12 protein-coding genes are annotated in these 24,965 nt (G+C 39.9%); all 12 read right to left on the bottom strand.

Translation table 11 applies throughout. From position 1 onward, the window contains the following. Positions 1 to 14 precede the first annotated feature (14 nt). Positions 15 to 3,587 (bottom strand): family 43 glycosylhydrolase, encoded by a 3,573-nt coding sequence (locus B5X70_RS00935; RefSeq protein ID WP_079555975.1) that lies wholly within the window; start codon positions 3,585 to 3,587, stop codon positions 15 to 17. A 591-nt stretch (positions 3,588 to 4,178) separates the two neighbouring features. Then, a complete protein-coding gene (locus B5X70_RS00930; RefSeq protein ID WP_079555974.1) occupies positions 4,179 to 4,922 on the bottom strand; it encodes a 3-keto-disaccharide hydrolase in 744 nt (247 codons plus the stop codon). Between the two features lie 71 nt (positions 4,923 to 4,993). Continuing rightward, positions 4,994 to 6,406 (bottom strand): Gfo/Idh/MocA family protein, encoded by a 1,413-nt coding sequence (locus B5X70_RS00925; protein ID WP_079556213.1) that lies wholly within the window; start codon positions 6,404 to 6,406, stop codon positions 4,994 to 4,996. 365 nt (positions 6,407 to 6,771) lie between these two features. Continuing rightward, positions 6,772 to 8,871: a hypothetical protein gene (locus tag B5X70_RS00920; protein ID WP_079555973.1), complete on the bottom strand. Its 2,100-nt coding sequence runs from the start codon at positions 8,869 to 8,871 to the stop codon at positions 6,772 to 6,774. A 129-nt stretch (positions 8,872 to 9,000) separates the two neighbouring features. Then, positions 9,001 to 11,598: a glycoside hydrolase gene (locus B5X70_RS00915; RefSeq protein WP_079555972.1), complete on the bottom strand. Its 2,598-nt coding sequence runs from the start codon at positions 11,596 to 11,598 to the stop codon at positions 9,001 to 9,003. Positions 11,599 to 11,776: 178 nt separating this feature from the next. Next, positions 11,777 to 12,682, bottom strand: a complete 906-nt coding sequence (locus tag B5X70_RS00910; RefSeq protein ID WP_079555971.1) for an alpha/beta hydrolase — start codon at positions 12,680 to 12,682, stop codon at positions 11,777 to 11,779. 110 nt (positions 12,683 to 12,792) lie between these two features. After that, a complete protein-coding gene (locus B5X70_RS00905) occupies positions 12,793 to 14,397 on the bottom strand; it encodes an alpha-N-arabinofuranosidase (protein WP_232468413.1) in 1,605 nt (534 codons plus the stop codon). Positions 14,398 to 14,480: 83 nt separating this feature from the next. Continuing rightward, positions 14,481 to 16,061 (bottom strand): glycoside hydrolase family 43 protein, encoded by a 1,581-nt coding sequence (locus B5X70_RS00900; protein ID WP_079555969.1) that lies wholly within the window; start codon positions 16,059 to 16,061, stop codon positions 14,481 to 14,483. A gap of 154 nt (positions 16,062 to 16,215) precedes the next feature. Further along, complete coding sequence (locus B5X70_RS00895; RefSeq protein WP_079555968.1) at positions 16,216 to 17,592, bottom strand: glycoside hydrolase family 43 protein; 1,377 nt, start codon at positions 17,590 to 17,592, stop codon at positions 16,216 to 16,218. A gap of 18 nt (positions 17,593 to 17,610) precedes the next feature. Further along, positions 17,611 to 19,557: a glycoside hydrolase family 97 protein gene (locus B5X70_RS00890; protein WP_079555967.1), complete on the bottom strand. Its 1,947-nt coding sequence runs from the start codon at positions 19,555 to 19,557 to the stop codon at positions 17,611 to 17,613. A 401-nt stretch (positions 19,558 to 19,958) separates the two neighbouring features. Next, positions 19,959 to 22,343, bottom strand: coding sequence for a glycoside hydrolase family 127 protein (locus B5X70_RS00885; RefSeq protein ID WP_079555966.1), 2,385 nt, complete (start codon positions 22,341 to 22,343; stop codon positions 19,959 to 19,961). Between the two features lie 280 nt (positions 22,344 to 22,623). Continuing rightward, on the bottom strand, positions 22,624 to 24,933 hold the full coding sequence (locus B5X70_RS00880; protein WP_079555965.1) for an endo-1,4-beta-xylanase: 2,310 nt from the start codon (positions 24,931 to 24,933) through the stop codon (positions 22,624 to 22,626). Positions 24,934 to 24,965: the final 32 nt, after the last annotated feature.

Below are 24,965 nucleotides of genomic sequence, written 5' to 3'. Positions count from 1 at the left end.
ATTTATAACATAATTCAATATCTATTGCTATTCACCAGCTCTTTTAGATACCCTTTTTGTGCATTTCCAATGATATAAATACCACCTGGCAGCCCATTTACAGCGTCTCTTCTATATATAGAAGAGCGAATTAGAACACCGCTTATTGAGTAAACATCTACAATATCATCATCACTCAAAACCGGTTTGTCCATTTCTGAGATACTATTTGGAATATCAACATAATATTCATCAGAATTAGACACAAAAACATCATCGATATAAATAGGAATTCCGCCATGCGACCAAAACCCGATTATATAAAGAGCTTTAGGATCTAATTTTACTTGTTGCCCATCTACAACTTTGTACATATGTTGCAATGGCACTACAAACTCAGTTGCAGATCCGACTACATAAGAATAAGGCGTACTCCAATAACTGGTTTCATTAAAAATACGAAAGGAGGCACCACTTGTGGTAGGCTGTTTCAACTTTACAACAAGGTATTTGTAGTCTGACAAATCTAAACCTTGATCATATGTCCAGCCTCCAAAGCCCCATTGTCCGGTGATTAATGCTCCAGTTTCCTCATCAAATGTACCGGATTCCCAAATTGAAGGGTTAAACAACTCATTGGTTAACGGGAAGGTTGTAACGTTTACATCAAAATAAATGGTTTCAGAACCGGCCAACTCTCCTGAGAAGGTAACAGTAATGTTTGCAACACCGTCTTTTAGGGCTACAATTTGTCCATTAACAATCCGAACAACATCTGGAGATGAATTTAGTATATCTGCACGTCTGGCAACGTTTTCAACTCTTCCATCCTGATAAAGCGCACTTACATTGAGGGATCTGCTGCTTCCTGTCATCATTGTGATATTTGAACTCTCAACAGACAAAGATTCAAGAATTAACTGATCCTCAGTATAACCTACAAAATTGGGATCGTAGAACATATCTTCGTTGAAAACCTCTTCAGTTGAAAACCAATCTATATCAACAAATCCACCCTCTTCAATGGTTGCATAATTGAATATGGCAAAACGATTTGCGAAAGATAAATTTTCATCAAAACCTAGTTCAAAATCAATCCCGAAGGGGATGTAATCCTCATTATCTAAACTGTAATAGAAAGCAGCCTTCTTCTCATCTCGGTTAACGATTATGCGTAAATATATGTAGGCGTCTGAGATTTCCGAACCTATATCAATTGTTCCATTATTATTATAGATAATTTTGGGCTGATCATTTTCAACCATAACTCCAATGAATGCATACGGATTTTGAAGGATAGATAGACCTGCAACATCACCCTCCACCATTTCGCTAATATCCATTCTAATGGTGGCGTAAGACTTATCATTATCTTTAAACCCTAGCACCCTCTGCGTGAGCACGTTTTCCGCATCACCGATATTATCAACTACATTTCCTGTATGAATTCGCAGATAACCGGGTCGCTCAAACAACGACCAATTTGAATGATTAACGCTGTTATACCAATTCCATTGAGCTCCTAACTGATAATACCGGAAATTATCATTGGTTGATAGCGCCGTAGGAAAGAAACTCATTCCAACCCTTGGTTTCTGCATATTTCCCATGATTTCACTAACGATTCTTACCGAGGGCCACCCATCATTCCATTCTAATCGATACAATGACGGCAGTTGCCCAAGTTCTTCGTGATTGTAAGAAAGGAGAGACCACCATTGTCCTGTCTGAGTCTCAACGATTGCAACACTATTAATCAATGTATGATCAAGAAGCACTGACTCTTCATAAGGGCCTGTTAATTCATCTGAACGAAATACAATTTGACTTCCTGTTGACACATTACCAGATGTAATGAAATACTGACCATCAATTATATAGGCACGAGTTCCATAAAAGTCATAATCTCGAAAACCAATGATGACCTCATTGCCACCTACGGCTTCAAAGTCCTCGTTTAGCTCTCTAAGCATGATATCACCAGCCCCATGAATCATATATTTATTGCCCTCGGCAAACATCAATACCGGATTATCATAATAGGTGTCAAGCTCATCTATAGACCATATACCTTCAGGGTTTTCAGACGAAAGAATGTATGTATTATTATCGGTATTAAAAACAATATAAAACACTCCTTCATGAAAACTAATTCTGGAAAGCCCATTGGGAATTAAGTCGCTATAAAAACCTTCACCATGAGCAGACTCGGCTCTTTGTAAAGGATTAACGGCATATTCCCAATTCACTAAATCATTAGATTTTAACAACGACAATCCACCTGCTATGATTTTTGAAGAACTCAACATATAATACATATTATCCACAAGTATTACATCAGCATTTGGAAAATCACCATAAATTACAGGGTTTTTAAATGTTCCATTACCATTGTCGCTGATGGATCTGTTTTCAAAATGTGGGCGTGGATACTCATATCCGGCATACTCTTGCCACCAATGGAAAGTTGGGTAACCGCATGCTTCGGGATTTCCTCCGTATGCAATTCCTCCATCAGGATCACCATTTTCCAGAAGGTTTTCGACCATCAATAAATTCCAACTCACATTACCAGATTCATCTGTTATTTTTTTAAAGTTTGCGCCAAATCCTTCTCCACCTGCGACACCGGTTATTCCATCTCCCCAGGCACCAACTCCATCGGGAGCCCAATCAATTTCGGTAATAATTATGGGTGCAAAATCTGCAACAGGTTTCACATTTTCATCCCAAGCCTGTCTGAACCTCTCATAATTTCTAACACCACCCCAATATCCGGGATAGATGTGGACAGCATAACCAATATTGTCTCCCAGGATAGGATTAACTGCAAAGCCCTTATAGTGGGACTGATAACCAGAACCTGGAATCCAAAGCACATTATGAAACCCATTCTCACGGATTCTGTCCACAATTGGTTGAAATATTTCAACCAACACATCAAAGTGTGGTTGTGTATTGGCACCTACAGAACCATCTGCAAGACGAATTTGAACTGGTTCGTTAGCCAGTTCAAACATGATCTCCTCTTGCTGTTGAATCCAAGGATGGCTTGATACAATATCCCACACTGTCATCAAATATTCAGCGTAATTATAATCATCCTCTACACCAATCACATGAGGAGAAACTCCCGGAGGACGAATTACAACGTATAATCCCCGAGAAATGGCGTGCTCAGCCAATGGAATATATACCTCATCAAGATACTTTATAAATCTATCAACATTAAAACAGTTGGGAAGCTCATGTGCATCGGGAGTACATCCCGGTGTGTTAGTCCAATGAGGATCCATGTGCAACCTGATGTAGCTCATATACCAACCCTTCGAAGGATCGCTTAAAACATCAATTACAGAGTTGTTGTAAGCCAAGGCCCCTTCAACATCGAAGTCATGCCAGCGCCATTCCCCAACATGACCACCGTTGAACCATGGACTGGGGGTAATCCCAACACCATGAAGATTCACAATATTACCATGTGGATCTTTTAAATATCGGCCATCAACATGAAGTCTTGGAGTTGGCATTCCGACCCAAGCCAAAGCTTGATTGCCAACCATAATTAGAACAGCTAATAAAGCAATTCGAAGTAAACATTTTTTCATAATTGTTCTTATTAATAAAACTGGCAGTGAAATTAATCTAAAACAAAATCAACTCCTTTTGAAATTAGATAATCCATATTTACTCTCAGATAAATTCGACAAATAAAGCCTCTTTTCAGCCAATCTAAAACTGTCTTTTTATGTGTTTTATGAATATATGCAATCAGTGATTGAGAAAATGAGGCCTAATTTACGGTGCGAAGATGGACGATTAAATCATTAAATAGTGAATTAATAGCTCGTTAGATTTTTTTATCTCGTTGATTTTCATCTAAATACAGACCCACCTCTTAAATCCTCAAACTCTTTAAAACCAAGTAGATAATTTTGTCTAGTATCTAATCCCGAATGCCTCGGGAAAAGTCTATAGATCTATGATAAGCATAAGTTTGCTAAAAATGATCGGGTGTTTGATTTACAACCACGCAGCACTGTGCCTGTAGAAAGAGAAAGTATATCTGACATGAACAAGTTTAATTTCAAAACGAAGAAATAGATATAGATATTTAAATATATCCCATCAAAAAAATAAGTGACAGCCGTATGGCTGTCACTTATTTTTTTACATTACAGAAAAGCTATAATTGTCATTCAATCGTTAAACAAGTCTATTTCTCTTACCCAGATATTTCTAAAGCTAACAGAATCTCCATGGTTTTGAAGGCGTATGGGCATTTTTTCATCATGCACCTCATACTCAGGAAAACCTATGTATCTGGTGGGACCTAATAGTTCCACATGGTTCTGCACCAAAATACCGTTGTGTAATACAGTAACATAGGCAGGGGATTTTAAAGATCCATCATCGTTAAAGCGAGGAGCTATAAAGAAAATATCATACGTTTGCCATTCGCCGGGAGGCAAAGAAGCATTAACCAAAGGAATATGCTGTTTATATATACTTGCAGCTTGTCCATTGTAGTGGGTCTCATTTTCCCATGAATCAAGCACCTGCACTTCGTACCTATCCATAAGAAAAACACCACTATTTCCACGCCCCTGGCCACTACCAGTTACGACTTCCGGAGTACGCCACTCAACATGAAGTTGCACATCTCCAAAACGAGCCTTTGATAGAATATCTCCAGTTCCCGGAATAACAGTCAATACTCCATCTTTCATTTCCCAACGAACAGGATCGCCATTGCGATGCTCCCAGTGCACTAGATCAATTGAAGAACCCAGCAAAACTTTTGCATCGGAGGGAGGCATATTGAATCTGCCTGGTATTACTACTTCAGGCTCACGTGACCAATCCTCTGTTTCTCTGGGATCCTGGCCATAAACAACAGTCAGGATCAATGAAAAACCCAAAACCATAAATAACTTGATCATAATTTAAATAATTTAGAAATGAATATCTATATCATCTCATCTCTTCGTTTTAAACGAAGAAATGAGGAGGATTATAATTTGTAAAATTCTTCCCATCCTTTGCGCGGTGGAGTTCCAACCAACAATTCATTACCCAGTTTACTATTGGTTATTTGTTTCGTTTCTCTGTCAAAAACCAATTTCTTGTTCATGAACTGAGCCATCACACCCAAACTAAACACCTGACTTAAAGGACCCGAAATCTCAAATGGAGAGCGAGCTTCCTCCTGCCCCTTCACAGCTAACAGGAAATTTGCGTAATGGTCTGACGGGCTTTGTGGAACATCAGGAAGTTTGCTTTGCATTTCTCTTGCTTTCTCCTCTGGTATGATAGACAAAGTGCTCGCATGAGTACCACCGGCAAACACAAGATCTTTACTGTAAATTTCTTTTCCAGGATTTAATGAAATAGGTTGAATCGCCCCATCGCTTGGTGGCGGAATATCAGGATCTAATTCTACATTCCCCATTCCGTCAGGCAGGGGAGGAAAATTATCAATACCATCATACCAGGTGATGTCACAAGCCGGCATATTCCCTCTTTCAGGGAACTTGAATGCAATGGTTGATGCCTGAGGGAAGAAAAAGCTATTATGCCCATCAAGCTTTATGGGATCTATTTCATAAGGCAACCCCAAATCAAGGAATCTGTGAGCCGTATCAATAATGTGAGCACCCCAATCTCCTAAAGCACCCAATCCAAAGTCATACCAGCAACGCCATTGACCATTTACAAAATCACGATGAAAATCTCTCATCTCTGCTGCAGCGACCCATCCATCCCAGTCTAAAGTTGAAGGTATGGGATCGCCGGAAGGAAATTTTGTAATACTGGTGTCCCATCCATGCCAACGACGAGGGTTGTTCATATGGGCATTAATATGCGTAACATCCTTAATTATCCCTGCTTCTACCCAAGCTTTAAATTGGAAATAATTGGCTCCGGAATGCCCCTGGTTCCCCATTTGAGTGACAACACCATACCTACGAGCAGCCTGCATCATTAGCTCCACCTCATGAAAGGTTCTGGCTAGTGGTTTTTCAACAAATACAGCCTTTCCTAATGACATTGCCAGCATGGTCATAGGGAAGTGCGAGTGATCAGGAGTGGCTATGAGAACAGCATCAATTTGATTGGCCATTTTATCGAACATCACTCTGAAGTCCTGAAAGCGGGGAGCATTAGGAAATTGCTCCATCATACGTGTGGTATGACGGGCACCCATATCGGTATCGCAAAGCGCAACAATGTTACACAGTCCTGTATTATACAAGGCCAAAATGTCTGCAGCCCCTTGGTTTCCGATTCCGCAGCAGGCAAGGTTTACTCTTTCGTTTGCGCTTGCACGTTTAGAAGAGATCATACCCATTAATGACCCGCTCATTGCCAAACCGGCGGTGCCTAATGAAACATTTCTTATAAAATCGCGTCTGTTAGTACCCATAATTATTGGATTTAAATTAATATCATCAATTTTAAAATTACCATAGAACCTAAAACACAAATTAAAAGTTTCTTCAAACTCTTCAAACAGGATATTTGTATCAAATTTACATGGCATCTGTTTCAGAGTGTATCTAAAACGAGTCACGTGGCTTAGGGACTCGTTCTCCTGAAGCACCAGCCGCTATTTCAAAACAACCTATCAACAGATGTAAAACTTTAAAATCAGTTTGATTATTTTCTATATTCTTTCCCTTATAGAATAAAAAGCAACAAGCTATCCCCGTTAAATGAATAGGGATAGCTTGTTCAATTAAATCACATAATCATTGTAAAAACCTAATCATAGGTTTTTAAAAACAAATCTTACTCAGATTCAAACACAACGTTGTATGTTTTCACAATGCCATTGTAATCAAAATTAACCACTGCTATTCCGTCTATCGAATCAGCCTGCATTATGTCCACTCTAACAGCTGGATTACTTGCAGAGGCGGTTACATTAGGAGTTTCGCTTGTTCCTGATGAAAACTTATAGCTGGCTTGATATAGGGTATAATCAACAATACCGTTTTCATTGGTTGATCTTACCGGCGTGGCAGGAATTTCTACCTCGTTGCCATTAACTTGAATATTTACTGTGGGAGCAATTGGGCGAACAATCTCCTTTTGGTCAGAGCTGAAGCCCAGCCCGATTAGATCAAAAAGGCCTTCTTCAGCCGGACCTTCTGCCACAAGGAAGATGGCATGCTTTTTCTCTAAATGATCTACAAACTCAGATACATCTATACTATATTTATTGGTTTCCTTTGCTGAATTGGCTGGTACTAGAATCTCTCCAATTTTAGTTCCATTCCAGGCATTGTTATCCCAAGGTCCGTCTAGCCATACGTTAACTTTAAATGCCTGATCTGTTTTTGGCGTCAGGAAAAGATTAAAAGCTGTATTATTTCCAGGTTTGCTGCCTTCAAAAGCCTTTAAACCCTTTTTGTCTGTATCCAAACCCCCAAAACCAAAATATTTATACCCAATGATATCCCCGCTAAGGACTACACCAATGGGCATGTTGTTATCCCAAATATCCCAGCTATCTTGCTGGCTTCCTAAGTTTGACAGATAACAGGCATAACCAGCCGAGTAATAGTTATATGGATCCAATCCATAAATATGGAAACCTTCCGATGTTACTTCTGCTCCAGTATATTCTATTCCCTGACTGTCTTTTGCTGTCCAAATTTTATCCTCTGCATAGGGGTCGTATGCCCTGATGATTACTTTTCCACCATCAGCCACAGGTTTTTCATCCCACTCAATAATAATGGGTGCCACCATTGGCTGGCGCGCATTTCCAAAACTTCTTGGAGCCCTGTGATAAAAAGCATACCACTGGTCATTAATCAGTTCAATACTTCCATGGGTGTTGTGTCCTGAATAACTTGTTTGAAGTGCAGAACCATCTTCATTTAATACAGGAGCACGTGAATCTACAAGAACCCCTCCGCTTCTCCATGGACCCAGCGGCGAGTCTCCGTATGCATAACGCAATGTGGAGTTGGTACTGCTCACTCCATAATCGGGGCCGGAATAACCACTGAAAACCCAAATATATTTGTTACCAATCTTACGAATTGATGCCGCTTCAAAAAAATTAAATGAGCCCAAGTCTTCTCCCTCATATACATGAGGATATTCGGTTCCTTCCGGATCCCTGATAACTCCATATCTGAAACTGGCAGGAATAAAACGGTCGATCACTTCAGTTCCAGGCCTTACAGAGTACATGGTATTTTGATCAAGCTCCGCTGCCAGCGACCGTTGAAAGCCCCAATAGCCATAAGCTCTGAACCCAATTTCATAATCAGGATCATTGGGATCTGTAACATATTCAATATACACTGAAGGGTCAAATCCCATTATACTTCCAGGTAAGGTGTTGCGGCCATCTTCAGTCATATTAATAGGGGTAAAAGGGCCATCAGGACGGTATCCCTTTGCCACCATAGCTTCCCGGCCGGGACCACGACTATGCGGATAAAGATAATACTCCTTGGTTCCGTCTTTTCTAACAACCTCTACAAGATCCGGAGCATACATCACGTCCCACTGGTCATCAACATGGTAGGTAAAAATAGGACCTTCATCACGCCAACTCGACAAATCTTCTACAGGAGCGGACCAGGCTCTTATATCCGGACCACAATAACTGGTATATCTCACATCGTGAGAACCAATGATGTAATACCTGTATTTTCCAGGATTATCAGGATCTTCGAAAACACGAGGCTCTCCATCCGGAAGATGCTCCCATAAAGGCAGGTATGGGTTTCCTGTAACCCGGAAGGTAGCTTTATCATTAGAACTTGCCATCCCCGAATCTCTTACTTGTGCACAAGAGAACATAATTAAAGGTATAAACAGCGATAAGAGCATATACCTCATCCACATAACCATCGTTTCTTTTTTCATAAATACTATTTTTGATAATTTAATATAATTCTGATCTCATCATAATTCTATATAAGTATTGAAACTTAATTTAGGTTCTGATTTTGCGATGATCAAGAACAAACGTGCTTTGATTAACGCATCAAGTGCTTATTGATAAATCACTTTTTTTCCGTTCTTGATATAAATAACACCCTTCTGTGGATTTCTTACAGGACGGCCCAATAAATCATAATACACATTGTCGCCATCATTCCAATCTTGGAACTCAGGCATGTCATTAATGTTTGAGACGTCATCCAGCACAAGAGGTAGATTAGCAGCAGTAACGGACCCATCAAATTCAAAATAGGCACTGAATGGCATTATTATATGCTGTTCGCCACTCTGCACTCGATGAAAAGAGTAAATACCGCCAACGTTTTTAAGCACATAACTGTTTCTCGGAGCCCTAACAGAAACATAAACGTTAGTCATATCATCAACCAAGCTCTGCTGCTGCGTTGACACCAAACCATTTCCAATGAATGTAAAAGTTCCGTTGCCAACTACCAGGACAGGCGTGTTCGCATAAATCCCGCCATTTTCAACACGATACCCATAAATATGTCCAGATTCATATTCCAGAGTATATACCCCTATATCTTCTGGGATATTGGCATCAAAAGGCAGTGAAATAATCCTATACCCATTAAGTTGTATGGTATAAGATGCAGAACCTACAGTAATATCTTCGTGAATATAAAAGCTTCCACCAACATCAGACAAGATTAATTCCTCACTAATGTTATCAGATATAAGATTTGCAGCACTTACACCTTGTTCCTCACCAACATAATACACTGCATTTTTATTTACAGCCATGGAATGCCAATCTGTGCCAGCTGGTATTCCCGTGACTTCTGAAAAGTCAATTGAAGTTGTTGTCATATCTTCAAGACAATCCAGGAGGAAACCATCACCCGAACTATATGCCCCGGAGAATTTATACATCTTCTCATCTCCTATCATAAAATAGACATCTCCAAACGTAATAGAGAGAACTGAAGTCCAGTTTCCATTACGAAGCCCAATAACACCGGTAATACCATCTGTTAAGACATCGGTTGAAATATCAAGAACCCAATTGTAATTTCCTTGCTGATTAAAACTTATGGTTCCGTAATTATGAGATCGTACTTGCCCATTTCTGTTTATGTAATACAAAGTTGTATTAGCAGAAGTGTAAGTAGCAGGGGAAGATATTTCTTTGATATGAAACACAAGTTTGTTATACCTGTCATCCAATTGCAAATAACCATTAGAGCTGTTGGTATTTGGACTAATGAGATGATTTCCATTATCAAAGATAAAAGTTTGTCCACTCATTTGGTAATCGGTTCCAAATGAAGGATTGGTTACAAACTGATTTTCGATTGCATTCGGGAATATCTGTACGCCTTCCATTTCTGATTCAGGTCTATCATCACCAATACTAAAAATAAGCGTGGTGAAGCTTGAAGCAGCAATATCTATTCTTGGTCTAAAAGTTTCCTCCGGAATATCGATGGTTGATTCTACCATATTGGCATTGATGGTGGTGGTTATACTTGTAGCCATATTGGTGTAAAATGGTAAATCAATGGTTAAAGTATATGGGTCATCTGAAGGGTTTATAACTTTTACAATTACCTCATCGCCGGAAGCAGATAAATAGGCCGACCCATCCAGAATATCAGATCCACCTCTCCATGAACTTTCAACACGTGTAGTACCTGTAGTATATTGGGCAAAGTGGCTCAGAATATAACCGCGTTTTGTAATCACTCCATAAGGTGTTCCGTTTGTTCCATCACCCATCATGCCATAATACCGTTTTGAAGCATAATGAACCCACGCATTAATATCGCTTAAAAGTGCTGTGTTAACAGCCATTGCAAAATCAAAAGCATCAATTGACCAAGTAAAATTACGATCTGATGGTAAGTCGGCATTCCAGTTTATCAAAAACTCAGATTGCCATACTTCCATTCCCTTTTCCTGAAGTTTTTTATGAGCAGTTTGGATTGGTCCATATTGGTGACCTGCAAAGATTCCCAGATTATTAAACACTTCGTCAGGCAACATGGCATTTGCGTAATTATCTGTAATCCCAATTCCCTCTGCGGCCATAATTGGAGCGGTAATAATGTGACCGTAATCCCTGATAAAATTCGCCATTTGCTCTGGAGACCAGCGGCATCCATGATAACCGGGTAAATAATCAGGTTCATTTTGAATGGATATGGCGGCTAACTCCACCCCATTCTCTCTCATCAATTCAACGAAATTATTTAAGTAGTTTGCATAATCTTCGTAGTGTTCTTCTTTAAGTTCCCCGATAATTCCATTATGCACTGCATTGATGTGGTTATTGGTTTTCCACTCTGGAGGCATTGTCCATGGACTAGCGAAGAGCATGACGCCCAGGGATTGCGCTAGTTGGGCAGTAGGAATTGCTTGTGGAAAATTTTCTTCTCCAACTGGGATGTAAATTCGCATGATATTATACCCCATTTGGCTATTTTCGCCCCATAATTGTTGGACCTGTGCTGTGGTCATGTGGTTGAACTGAAATTGTGGTCCATTTACAAACCCTCCGAAGCCTGTTATATTTTGATGCTGGACACTATTATCAATCACCATTGTAGCCGTTTGGGCATATATTCCGCCAGCCGTCAAAAACAGAATAAAAACAGGCAATAAAATTAAAGTATATATCTTTTTCATGTGTTAATTTTTGGTTTTTATGGTTCCATATTCTTTGGAAGAATGAGTCCCGATGTTTCGGGACTCGTTACAAGGCACAATTCTCTTAATTAGTATTCATAAATTACCATAGGTAATTTATGCTTTAACTTTTATCCTGTAGTATGCAATTTTGAGATCTCTATAAAAACTCAATCCATCAGTTTTTATAAACCTGGAGAAAAAAGTCTACCATCATATTTATATACTCCTCTTCATGAACACCCGGCCCATGGCCTCCACCCTCAACAATAACTAATTCGCTATCAACTCCGGCATCATTAAGTGCTTCATAGAGGACTTCGCTCTGACAATGTGGAACAACCCTGTCGTTGTTTCCGTGAAAAATAAGAAATGGAGGTGAGTTAGGCGAGGCATAAGTTGTGGGACTGGCGAGTAGCGTTTTTGTTTGATTCTCCTGAATAGCTCCCCCAATATATCGAGATGCAGGTGAGTTAACATCATCATGAATAAAATCAGTTCCACCGCATGAATCCATTATCAACATGTTTGTAGGAGGGAACCAGGCAACCACAGCATCAACCGAACTGCAAAAATCAAGATACCTTCCGACTTCCCCCTCTAAATCAACTTCTTGGCCTTCAAGCGTGAAACTCCTGACATTTCGGGTAACGCCTGCCATAGCAGCGAGGTTACCTCCTGATGAGCTGCCGCTAATACCTATAAAAGAAGTGTCCAACCTGTATTTCTCAGCATTGGCTCTGATGTATCTGATAACTGCTTTAACATCATGGATTTGAGCAGGAAACAAAGCATCCCAACTGGCACGATGATTTGGGGCGACTACTGCAAACCCCGCATCCAGCAAAGATTTACCTATGGTATTCATATCAGCTCCCTTAGAGCTGTTTGACAACCATGCACTCCCATAAATGTATACTATAACGGGGTAACTGTCTTTCTCCACAGATGGAAGGAAGATGTCCATATTATGAAATGACAATGTATCAGAGGCGTAGTTTACATTCTTCCAATTTTTCGAATAGTCCTGAGCGATAAGTGGAATATTTATAAGGAAAAACAAAGTAAGTATATATACCTTCATAATAGATTTTTCATTAGGATTTTGTACTGGCAAGACTGAAGCTAGTTGAAGATTGAAGCTGCTTATTAGATACTATAATCTGAATAAGCAGCTTCATTAATATTCAATTATTAATTTCTGGTTGTAATTGAAAGAATTGTCACAGATTGAGGTTGCACTGTAACTGAAACCTTGTTACGAGAAGCCTGTGCTTTAATCTCTTTAGGCTTAACGTTATTGGGGTTTTCAAAGGTATTAACTGCATCAATCGCATTTGCATAAAGAGTCTCCCCTTTAACGTTTCTAATTGAATATCCGTCCAGAGATAGGTCAAAAGATGCTCTATTATTAGGGTCAATATTGGTTATAGCAACATAAATTTGACCATCTTTTCCTTTTGCTGCAATGGCATCAACCTGTGGAAGGCTGATATCTCCAACCTGATAAACCCCAGGATCAAAATTAATTGCAAGGCGTGTTGCATCCTGAAAAGGTACATACATTCTAAATGCATGGTAAGTAGGAGTTAATACCATTTTTTCATCCTCAGTATGAATCACTGACTGTAATACGTTGACCATCTGAGCAAGATTGGCTCCATGTACCCTCTCAGCATGACGGGTGAATATGTTAAAATTCAGGGCGGCAATTACTGCATCGCGTTGCGAATTTTGCTGAATCAGGAATCCAGGCTCTGTCCCTTCAGTGGGAGCCAGCCAACTGCCCCATTCTGAAACCAGGATTGAGACTTCCGTGTCGGGATCGTACTTATCCATTATAGCCCTGTTGTTGGCAATATACTGGTCCATTCCAAGTGCCTCTTCAATAACTTCAGCGTACTGTAGTTCATTAAAACCGGTAGCAGGAATCTCTGCCGGCCAGCCACCGCGAGTATAGTTATGAATTGCCAGGCCTTGTATATCCCAGGTCCAGGTACGGTCTGCCCATGCCTCCATAATAGCTTCTGTATAACCAAAACTATATTCGTCAAATGAATCAGGCCCAACAGCCACAAATTGAGTGTTTACGTTTGGGTTGTAATTGCTGGTAAAAGTTAAATGCCTTTTAAGTTCGGTAATATATTCCTCTGGTGTAAAAGGGCCTCCACATCCCCAGGTCTCATTTCCGATTCCCCAGAAAAGAACTCCGTATGGCTCAGGATTGCCATTACGAGCTCTTTCATCACCAAGGGCTGTTCCTGTTGCAGTCAGATATTCCAGCCAATCAGATGCATCCTTTACAGACCCTGATCCAACATTGGCAGAAACAAATGCTTCAGAGCCTATCTGATTTAAAAAGTCAAAAAACTCATGTGAACCAAAAGTATTTGGCTCAACAGCTCCCCCCCAACTTACATTTATTCTGACTCTTCTTTCCTCTGGTGTACCTATTCCTTCCCGCCAATGATACCTGTCGGCAAAACAACCGCCCGGCCATCTAACGTTTGGTACTTTAATTTCTTTTAAGGCCTCAACAACATCATTTCTAATCCCTCTTGTATTGGGGATGTGTGAATCAGGGCCAACCCAAATACCGCCATAAATTCCAAACCCCAGGTGTTCAGCAAAATGTCCGAAGATATTCCTATTAATAACAGGCCCTTCCTCATCCGGGTTAATTGTAATTTTCACAGGACTATTCCCCTGAGCCATGCTTGAGTTAACGTTTATTGAATACCCCAAAACAAAAAGGAAAGCAATCATAAACGCTTTGTTAATTTCAATAAATTTCATCATTTTCATTATATTAATTAAACAACTGTTTATCTAAATCTATTGATTATAATTTAATGTACAATAAAATAAGTTACAAATTAAACCTAATTACCACCCATGCTATCTGAAATTTCAAAATGTCCGAAATCAACATAACCTCCTACCGATTTGGTTGCATAGTTAAATAATCCGAAGCGATATCCCATGAAATGAGGCAAGGTATAGGCCATCTGTAATGACTCACCTATTTCTGTCCATGCTTGGCCATCTAAACTGTAATAAAAATATGCTTTATCGTTTCTGTCATTATAATCGCAAGCAATTTTCAAATATACTTTATCCTGGTTCAGTTCTATTCTTTCCAATTCAACGGGCTCCTCAGATTCATTGCTCACCATAATGATGGATGTAGAATTGCCATCACGTGATACACCAACAAAGCCATATCGTCTTTGCAGCGCAATCATACCGGCAAAATCACCGTCCTTCATGTTGCTAACATCAATGACTGTAGATGCAGAACTTTCTGGACCAAAAGTTCGTTGCGTAAGGGTGTTTCTTGCCTGCAGAACATTCTCATCAACTCTTGAGGTTTTTAGGCGAAAATATCCCTTTCGTTCTTGCAACGTCCAGTATTCATTTACAGGATTATGATTCCATTGCCATACCAATGGCATCGAATTGTCTCCTGATTCTCTTTCAAAATTATCGGAAGCAACAATTCCGGCAGCATTTATATTTTTTACCGGAATATCAAGAGTATCCGGAACAACGCCATCAACACCAAGCACAGGCCAGCCATCTTCCCATTTAGCCGGAACCATGTATGGAATACGACCTACTGAGCCAAAATCGCGAAAAAGAAATGCCACCCAATCACCTTCAGTTGTCTCAATTAAACCACCTTGTGCAATGCCTCTGTCGCGCAATGCCAATCGGCCTTCATAAGGTCCGGTAATTTGATCAGCCTTGTGAATAATTACCTTTCTCATACCTCCTCTAACCCAGGTAATATTAAACAGATAATATTTTCCATCAAATTTAAACATCTGTGAGCCTTCCGCCGGAAGCATAATATTGTCACCGGCAGGCGCACTGGCATTTTCAATAAGAAGCACTTCTGACCCCTCTTTTACACCGGAAAGATCTTCTTTTAATTCAACCATAGTAATTCTGCCAACACCGGCAATCAAATACACCTTGCCATCGTCGTCAAAAAAGAGTGAGTGGTCATGAATGGAAGGCCTGAATGATATCTCCTCCCAAGTACCATTTTCTATATCAGTGGTTTTATAGATGTGAGTTTTTCCTGATGTTGCAGAAAATGTTGATGCATAGAATACTCCGTTGTGATAACGCAAACTGGGTGCCCATGAACCATTTCCATATGCACTCTCGCCATTTCTCAGGCTCATTCTGTCATTATCCACTAAAATATCATAAGCGTAACTTACAATTTCCCAGTTTACCAAATCCTTTGATTTCATAATGGGCAATCCGGGACTCATGTGCATGGTTGTACTGGCCATGTAATAAGTGTCATCAACAAGAACAATTGACATATCAGGAATGTCAGCCCAAACTACAGGATTTGTAGCTTTATCTCTTGCTTCTTCAATGTTTGCCTGTGATTTGCAACCGGCCAGCAAGAAAACGAACAATACCAAACTTAGTAAAGTTTTCATATTTTTAATATTAAAAATGAGAATTTCAACATCAGATTTTTCAAAAGCCGTTAATTTCGAATTAAACCTTTATCCCCCAAATAAGAGGGATAAAGGTTTAATAAATCATTCCAAATATTTTAGGAAAAAAGTTCCATATTAACGCTCATAATATCTATCTGCTAAACATCCACCAATCAAAGTTGAACAAGTTACCTTCACCACCGGTAAATACAAAATATAAATCATGAACACCTCTCACCCTCTTAAGCCTACAGGATTTAACGACCCAATTTTTATCTCCTCCTGTATTTTCAACTTTGCAGGTTCCGAGCAACTCACCATCAACCCCTCCTATTCGGATTTCAATATTACCTCCTGCTCTTCCTGATGCTACAGATGCTTTGAAGTTTCTCGCTCCACGACCAAAATCAACGTCACGAACTCTAATGTAGTTCCCATTATTGATATTGGTGACAAAAACACCTGTTTTTTCATCTCTGTCAATGTTCAGACCTTCAGACCATGCAATGGTTTCAGCTTCAACCCTGATAAATGGGTTTAATTTAGCCACACCTTCAACAATTCCTTCTCTGGTTGGAATGATTTCCGGGAATGAGCCATCCGCGTTAAACTCGAACTGTTCAACACAAACAGAACGGTTAAATCCGCCACCCCCTGGTAATTCTTCACTATGATAAAAGAAATAGGAATTCCCCTTATAGTCAATTACACCAGGATGGTTCGTAAATGCTAGCCCCGGGTGACGCCCCATTATTATTCCCTGGTATGTCCATGGCCCTTCAGCTGTAGGTGCTGTGGAATAGGCAATATATTCAGGAATACCAACTGCGGCAAATATCATGTAATAGATATCGCCTCTTTTATAGAGCCATGGTGCCTCTTCGTAATTGGTAGTATATTTTTCACTTGGCTCAGCTCTTTCCCCAAATGCTTCAGGTGTCATATCGAGAGATACGACTCCGTTATTACCTATACTTTTGTCGAATGAAATCATGTCTTCATTCAACTTTACATAGTGTAATCCGGGATTTCCCCAATACAAATATGCTTGTCCATCATCGTCAATAAAGACTGTAGGGTCAATATCATCCCAGATGTAGTCAGATGAACGCACCAATCTACGTCCTATTGGATCTTTAAATGGTCCATACGGTCTGTCAGCCACCAAAACACCAATTCCATCTCCGTGGATTGGGCAGTAAAGATAAAACTTTCCGTTGCGCTCAATGGCTTGAGGAGCCCACGCTCCATTTTCTACATTAGACCATTTAAAGTCTTCCAATGAAGCAACAGTTCCGTAAGCTGTCCAATTCACCATATCGGTAGTTGAAAACAACTGCCAATCGTACATGGTGAAAAAATTGGAAGTTGTATGCTCATCGTGTGTTGTATATACATACAACGTATCGTTGTATATCATTGGAGCCGGATCCGCTGTGTACATGGTTTGCACAAAAGGGTTTTGTGCATTTGTTACTAAGAACATCAAACTGGCAATCAAAGCCGCACTCAATCTTAATCCTCTCATATTATATTATATTATTTTTTACTTGGTTAATACAAAGCCACCGTTTGGTTGAATGGTTACTGTAAAACGACCATTGGCAGGAACTCTGGTTGTTTCCATAAAAGGTGTCCCATCTCTTTTGTCGTTATACATGGTTACCGTTTGTCCTGCCATCATAGGCAAATCAATGGTTATCCTTTTGGCTGCTGTTTCAGCATTGACACCCGCAATATACCAATCCTGACCATTTCGACGAGCAATTACGCTATATTTACCGGGAGTTCCGGCAATGTACCTGGTTTCGTCCCACAACACAGGAATATTTCGCATAAATTCAATTGCGAAATCCGGAGCATCGGTTAAATTATTTGGTGTAAGTGCAAAAAACTGAACAGGATTTTGGAATAGAATTCCTGTGGCAAGCTGGAAAATATCAGTAGTTAAACGCTTTTGACCTTCCTGGTTTCCACGATTTAAGTATTTATTAAGAACAACTCCACCAAACTCCATGCTGGCCACCGAGTTACGAATGAATGGGTGTAAGGTGGCATAAAATGCCTCCTTTTCGCGGGTATCCTGCACAAAAACCAGCATCTCGGAAGCCAAAACAGCTTCGCTACCTACAAAATTGGGGAACATTCTTTCCCACCCACGTGGCAATGTAGCACCATGAAAATTAACCATTAAACCATAATCGTTGGCATCGGACATAATGTCCTCGTATAGTCTCATTGTTTCCTGTTTGTCACCACCCAGAAAATCTACTTTAATTCCTTTTACACCAACCTCCTGCAACCACTTCATTTCTTTCTTTCTCTCAATAGACGTGTTCATCTTATTGATAGGAGTTTGGAAGGCATCATTAAAAGAGCCATTGGAGTTATACCATAGAAAAACCCCAACATTTTTCGAACGAGCATATCTTACCAACTCTTCCATTCTGTCGTACCCGATTCTTTCGTCCCACCATGCATCAATCAGGATGAATTCAAAATCAAGTGCCTCAGCCAAATCAATATATTTCACCTGATCTTCGTAGTTCATACTAGGATCCTGCCAAATAATCCAGCTCCATGTGCTACGTCCAAATTGATAATCGATTGAAGGCTTGTAAAGCGGCTCAACAACATCCCACATAATGGTTGTTTCAACGATGGGAGCAAGTGTTTCACCAACAGTGATTGTTCTCCATGGAGTTACTCCAGGCAGCCCTAACTGTGCTCCTGAGCTACCAAAACCGTTGTTCTGTGCAGGATTTGGATAATCAACGGTAAATACGCCATCGGTGTATTTACTTAAATGCGATGCATTATATAAACTACGTACTCCGGTTTCAGAAATAAGCACCCATCCATTGTTTTCAACATTAAACAATCCAGGATAAACATAACCCTCTGAAGATTGGTTTCTTTGGATGGGATAATCCGCTTCATACCCACTCTCATAACTGGGAGATGTACGAGCAAATGCTTCCATTGGTCGCATCATGTGAGAAAGGTAACTTCTAGTAGAGGATGGAAATCTGAATCCTGTTGCTTCCTCCTCAACAACACATGCTCTTGTATCTCCCCACATTGGGAGCTCATAACGAAACGCAATATCATTATTGCTTACCTGGAAAAGGATTGAAATCTCCTTGCCATCGCCATTTGTAAAGGTTGAGCGCAAGGTATTAGCATGATATTTAATGAAGGAGTGCTTAATTCTATCCTGCGTATACTCTTTTTCCACAACTCCTTCCTCAGAGCCAACATAGCTCATGTTTGTTCGAAAATCGCCCTCATTCGTCAATAACCCCAATGGGGATTTTTCAAGCATTGTATTGCCATTGTATTCTACAGAATACATTGCCTGATTATTCTCGACTAGAATGGAAACCTGAAGCTTTCCGCTAGGACTGCTTACGCTTGCCACTTGTTGGGCCATAATTGCTGATGAAAATAACATCAAACAGACTGACGTTAAAATAGAAAAATGAAATCTCATAATAAACAACTATTTAGTTTTAATATATATTTACAAAAACTTCGCCGATTAATAATGTTAACTCTACTAGGAACTTACCATAATTTCAATTTTTAAATATAATTAAAATTAAAACGCCGGATTTTTAGATTTAGATAATTAAGTTAAAATCTCAGATATTTCGTTATTGCCTGAACTATGTAAATCAGTAATTGCACTAAATCTTTAAATCAAAATCTCTCAATTAAGAGCGAGCATGAAATTCCAACTTTTTACCCGACCAGAGTATATTATAACTCTTAATATTTCTCTGCCGTTACCAATCCTAGAAAAATTGTCATTGACTCCCTCTAAGCACAGCCATCTACGAGCAGATTGGAACAGCAAGAGCTTTCAAGTATAATAAATCATTTAACTATCCCTCACTCTTGCTTTACCAATCGGATAAAATAAACAGCCCCGGCTGTATTTCCTTGTATTGATTGAAATTTTACCCTTATGCTTTCTTTTCCCTCAACCATTGAATCAGGAATTGCATACTCCACATCATGAAAAACAGATTGATTCCATCGTCCTGTATTGTCTTCACTTACCAGTTTCTCGTCATCAATGTATATCTCAAATTTTCGTCCTCCCCACTCAGCGCCCCAGTATCTAACAATCAGACTTAAATCAGTCTCAGAATTGGTTTTCATTTGATAGCTGAAAAAGCCATTGCCCCGTGCATCTCGATAAAACTCATCAAAATGATTCCCTGTACTTGAATTCTCATATTTGAGAACATGGTCTGTTTCGGGCTGTTGCTCACCTGTCGCAACAAAATCAATTGTTCGACTTTCTAGAGCAATCCTTGCATTTTCCAAATTTGTTAATGAATCCATGTAGGCCTGATATCCGTCACTTGTTAGAGCCAGCCAGTACATCATATATCTTGCATCATGAATTTGGAAAAATGGTTTCAACTGAATATCTACTGGATTTATCATCTCCAAATTGAGCGTAAAGTTTAGAGGTTCTTCGTCAAGAGGGCTCAATTTATCGGCGATATTCTCAATGTCGTCTTCAATCAGGATGGGTGCTTCATTTATGGGCAACAATCTCCCTCCAGGATACTGACTCCAACGACCATCGTCTGCTATAAGCCCCCTCAAGTCATCTGTGCCAGTTTCAGCGCCTAACAACACTGGACCGTGCATGAAAGCTATATAGTCCGGCACGTTAGGTAAATGTTCAATACTGCTGTGCATTGGCATGCTGACCTCCACCACATCTCCCTTTTCCCATTTCCTCTTAATGCTTATATAAGATGAAGGAAGCGCTGAATATTTAACCTCTTTACCATTAACAGAAACTCGTAATTCTCCCTCTTTGACCCATCCCGGGTAACGTATCATTAAGTTAAATTTTGAAGAGCCATTTGTTATAGTCAGTTTTGTCTGTTCTTCGAAAGGGAACTTAGTTTCCTGTTTAAGATTAATGTTCCGGTCTTTCCAATTGAGTTCTGAGGCAATAAAAAGATTAAGGAACAAAGAGTCTCCAGAATGTGTGTATATAAATTGATTATATTTTGCATGGTTTTCCATTCCAGTGCCTACGCAACACCACATGGCCTCATTTGGTGCTGAATAGACTCTGTAATGACGGGGTCGCGCTGTTGTGAAATAAACATATCCTCCATGCTCCGGATGCTGAGTAGAAAGAATATGATTGAAGAGTGTTCTTTCAAAGTAATCGGCATAGTGAGCTGAAGGTTGTTGCCTGAATAAAACTTCGGTCAACCTTAACATATTATATGAGTTGCACGATTCAGGGCCATCAACATCTCTGATAAAATCGCTGCACGCGTTTACACTTGGGAAGTGCTCCCTGCGGCTATTGCCTCCAAATGCAAGCGACCGATTTTCAGTAATGGTTTCCCATGAGAATCTCCCAGCTTTGTTGTATTGATCATCGCCACTTAACTCCGCAATGCGTGAAAATCCAATGAACTTCGGAATCTGGGTGTTGGCATGTTTGTTATCTAAATTATCAATTCCCTGCGACAATGGCTCCAAAAACATCCTATGTGAATATCGTTTTGCAGCATCCAGATATTTCTTGTCGCCGGAGATTTGATAAGCATCTGCAAAGATTTCATTCATTCCCCCATGCTCCTCATCGAGCATATGTTGCATTTGTTGGTCATCTAGTCCGGAAGCAATCTCTATTCCCCAATTGCAAAATTCCAAAAACATGGATTTCGCCTCCTCGTAACCACAATACAGCCAGGCGTCTCTGAGACCTGCATACATCTTATGCAAGTTATAAAAAGGAGCCCATGAAGAGTTGTAAACTCTGAAATCACCAATTTTGAACCCTGACCAAAGTGCTTCGCTGTTTGGAAAACCACCCAAATAACCTACTCCCCACTCAGGATTATTGATGGCATTTGCCTCCTGACATTTTTTAAGCTCGGAAAGCATATATTCCAACCTTCTTTTAGATTCCTGATGGCCTGTAGCAGCATAATTTAAGGCCATGGCTGTTAAATAATGGCCGGCAACATGCCCATCCAGCCCATCCCAGTTGGGATAGCTTGGAGCTTTCTCGGGTAAACCGGCTTCTTTACGGTAGGGTGCAAGTAACCTATCAACATCATATTGCAAAAGTACTTCGACATTAAGATCACGGGCATTTTTAAATTTCCCATCCAACAGTTTAACGTCAGACAAGGGGAATGTATTATAATACAATTTTTCTTGTGCTTGAGCGGTGTAAAAAGAGATCAATATGATGATATTAATCAGAAGAAGTTCTATTTTTTTCATGTGTCTATGATTTATAATTCAATGGCCACATGGGACTCACCATAATAGTCATACTCCTATCAAAGAACAGTCTCTCATGGCTCGTAAATGCAGCAAATAATTCCAAAACATTTTTTTGAGATAATCAAAAAAACTTAGGGCTATGATTTGATAACCGGAAGTAATAATCAATGCAGGGTTTAAAACTATTTTATTTTCCAGTTTTAAAAGAAACAGTAATATGTAGATAAAAAAATAGTAAGGAATTTTACAATTCCTTACTATTTTTCTAAAATTAATATTACTTCAACAAGAACTTTTCAACTCTTATTTGGTTATTTTGATCAGTTAACTGAATAACGTACATCCCTCTTGCAAAACCACCTACATCTAAACTATAGGACTCATTTGCAGAGGTGCCAGAATAAACAAGTACGCCCATGCTATTAAAAATGCTTATTCTAAATGGTGATGATTCGTATGCTATATTTAGATTATTTGTTGCCGGGTTGGGATATATTCGAACCCTACTTTGCTCGATGTTGGTCGTGCCAACGGATGATGCCTTATTAGCAATCTCCTCAGGCCCAAATGCATTAGCAACACTGCCATCCAAAGCTCTAAGCGAACCAGGGAAATAAGATACAGAGATATATTGTCCCGAAGAAACATTTGAACTCAAAGAGAGAATGACTGCATTCCCGTTATCAGGATCAACATTCGCCGCTTCAACACCTATATTACCTGACGAGAAAAATCTGTAATTACTGCCTCGCAACGAATTACCATCAATGGGCTTATCGAATAACAGCCTCACAGAATTTCTCCCAACAAGTTCTGTCTCCAAGAATTGTGGCCCCTTAACTACTGCATCTTCCTCATTTAATACAAAAACCGCATCGGCATTTGCCTTCAGCAAAGGAACCTCGAACACTTTAACCACCCCGTCAAATTCTGCTTCCACGGTGTAGTTACCATGGAATGCATTAAAAGTTAAAGGTTCATTGGCCGGCATTACTGCATCGAAATTAGTTGCCCACTTAGTTTTAGTATAATAAAGTAAGGTATCGGCAGCCAGCTTTGGTCTTCCATCTCTATCAAAGAAGCCTGAATTTTCACGCCAGGCCCATCCGTCTCTGAGTGACCAATGATATAATCCTACAATAGAAGGGTGAGAAAAAGCAATTGTAAGAACCATGATATAATCAGCAGCTTGCTCAGCCTGCGTAAGATTTCCGCCGAAATCATACTCAGTCAGTTTAATTGGCAAGCCTGGTTCAGCAACAATATTAATGTTACGTACCAACTCATTAATCCCTGGCCTGCAACAATCCCAGAAATGAGCCTGCATTCCTACACCTGTAACCGGTGCACCTTGATTTAACATTTCAAAGATCAAATCCCGGTATTCTTCGGCCTGACCCCAATTGTACTCCACATTATAATCATTTATATAAAGTTCGGCATCAGGATCTACTGAACGTGCCCATTTAAAGCTGTCCCATATAATACGGTCTCCTACTTCATTTCTTAACCAATCAGCATGACCGGTAAGTGGCTCATTCACTACGTCATATTCTTTAATAATCCCTCTATAACGTTCAACATCCCGAAGAACCCTCTCTTTACAAGCTTCATAAATATCATCTGGAGTTGGCAAACTCCTCACCCAATTAGGGGTTGAATGGTTATCGTTACCACCCCAAATCAATGCATGTCCTCTCAGCTCCCAACCAACTTTTTGAGCCCATCTAACGGCATTTTCAAATACGGTATAATTGGGCGGACCGGGCTGTGACTGAACACCACTCCATTTAAAAGAGTTTTCGGTAACACCGGCGTTAAAATATTTATACATCGTGGCTTTTCTCCAGTCATCGTTGGATGCGACTGTATTGGCGTCAGGATCGAAAAACCCAGCCTCTGCAACATATTCATTGCCATCAGCTGTTGTTAATGCAGATCCCCCACAATTAATCCTTAAAGTAAAATCACCATCAACTTCTTCAACAACAATCCCTTTTATAGCTACATTATCCACTACAGCTTCAAATTCAATAAGAATTTGATTCCCGGAAGATGTAACCACCAGACTCCTATCTACAGCAATATCTCTACCTCCGGCCACTGCATGAGTATCAAAATTTTCCAAAAAGAGTTCCCCATCAACCCGCACATTAAATATGCGGGCATTATTTCCTCCATGAAATATTTCAGCGAACTTAAGGGTGACTTCATAATCTTTTCCAGCTTCAACCGGGATGGCATAGGCTATATAGCCACCCCATCGTTCAGTCCGGTAGATTTCGGCATCTTTTTCGGCCTGTACAACATTATTTGTGGAAAAAACATTGCCCATGCTTTGAGCTCCTTGGGAGAAATCAAAGGCAATGCCAAATGGGAATTCATGTTTCTGCATTCGAATAGCGACTTCGCCCGTGTAAGGCTCTCCGTTTCTATCGAATATTTGTATGCCATAGGAGTCCATACGAAGCTCCTCGATACGCTCTTGCGCATTGTTATACCAACTGGTATAGTTTTGAGCTTGTACGCTTATTGGAAAAATAGATATTCCAATAAGCATACATAGCAGTATATTAATTGATTTCATAGAATAGATTGGATGGATAAAAATTAGGCTGA

This window comes from Alkalitalea saponilacus (assembly GCF_900168165.1).
In the GTDB taxonomy this organism is placed as follows: Bacteria; Bacteroidota; Bacteroidia; order Bacteroidales; family Marinilabiliaceae; genus Natronoflexus; species Natronoflexus saponilacus.
The sequence above is the reverse complement of the archived record's forward strand: the minus strand, read 5'-3'. Positions and strand labels throughout refer to the sequence as shown.

What these genes read in the sequence shown, in the direction of transcription:
- B5X70_RS00935 (WP_079555975.1), bottom strand. Translation starts at nt 3,587, where the DNA reads ATGAAAAAATGTTTACTTCGAATTGCTTTATTAGCTGTTCTAATTATG.
- B5X70_RS00930 (WP_079555974.1), bottom strand. Translation starts at nt 4,922, where the DNA reads ATGATCAAGTTATTTATGGTTTTGGGTTTTTCATTGATCCTGACTGTT.
- B5X70_RS00925 (WP_079556213.1), bottom strand. Translation starts at nt 6,406, where the DNA reads ATGGGTACTAACAGACGCGATTTTATAAGAAATGTTTCATTAGGCACC.
- B5X70_RS00920 (WP_079555973.1), bottom strand. Translation starts at nt 8,871, where the DNA reads ATGAAAAAAGAAACGATGGTTATGTGGATGAGGTATATGCTCTTATCG.
- B5X70_RS00915 (WP_079555972.1), bottom strand. Translation starts at nt 11,598, where the DNA reads ATGAAAAAGATATATACTTTAATTTTATTGCCTGTTTTTATTCTGTTT.
- B5X70_RS00910 (WP_079555971.1), bottom strand. Translation starts at nt 12,682, where the DNA reads ATGAAGGTATATATACTTACTTTGTTTTTCCTTATAAATATTCCACTT.
- B5X70_RS00905 (WP_232468413.1), bottom strand. Translation starts at nt 14,397, where the DNA reads ATGATGAAATTTATTGAAATTAACAAAGCGTTTATGATTGCTTTCCTT.
- B5X70_RS00900 (WP_079555969.1), bottom strand. Translation starts at nt 16,061, where the DNA reads ATGAAAACTTTACTAAGTTTGGTATTGTTCGTTTTCTTGCTGGCCGGT.
- B5X70_RS00895 (WP_079555968.1), bottom strand. Translation starts at nt 17,592, where the DNA reads ATGAGAGGATTAAGATTGAGTGCGGCTTTGATTGCCAGTTTGATGTTC.
- B5X70_RS00890 (WP_079555967.1), bottom strand. Translation starts at nt 19,557, where the DNA reads ATGAGATTTCATTTTTCTATTTTAACGTCAGTCTGTTTGATGTTATTT.
- B5X70_RS00885 (WP_079555966.1), bottom strand. Translation starts at nt 22,343, where the DNA reads ATGAAAAAAATAGAACTTCTTCTGATTAATATCATCATATTGATCTCT.
- B5X70_RS00880 (WP_079555965.1), bottom strand. Translation starts at nt 24,933, where the DNA reads ATGAAATCAATTAATATACTGCTATGTATGCTTATTGGAATATCTATT.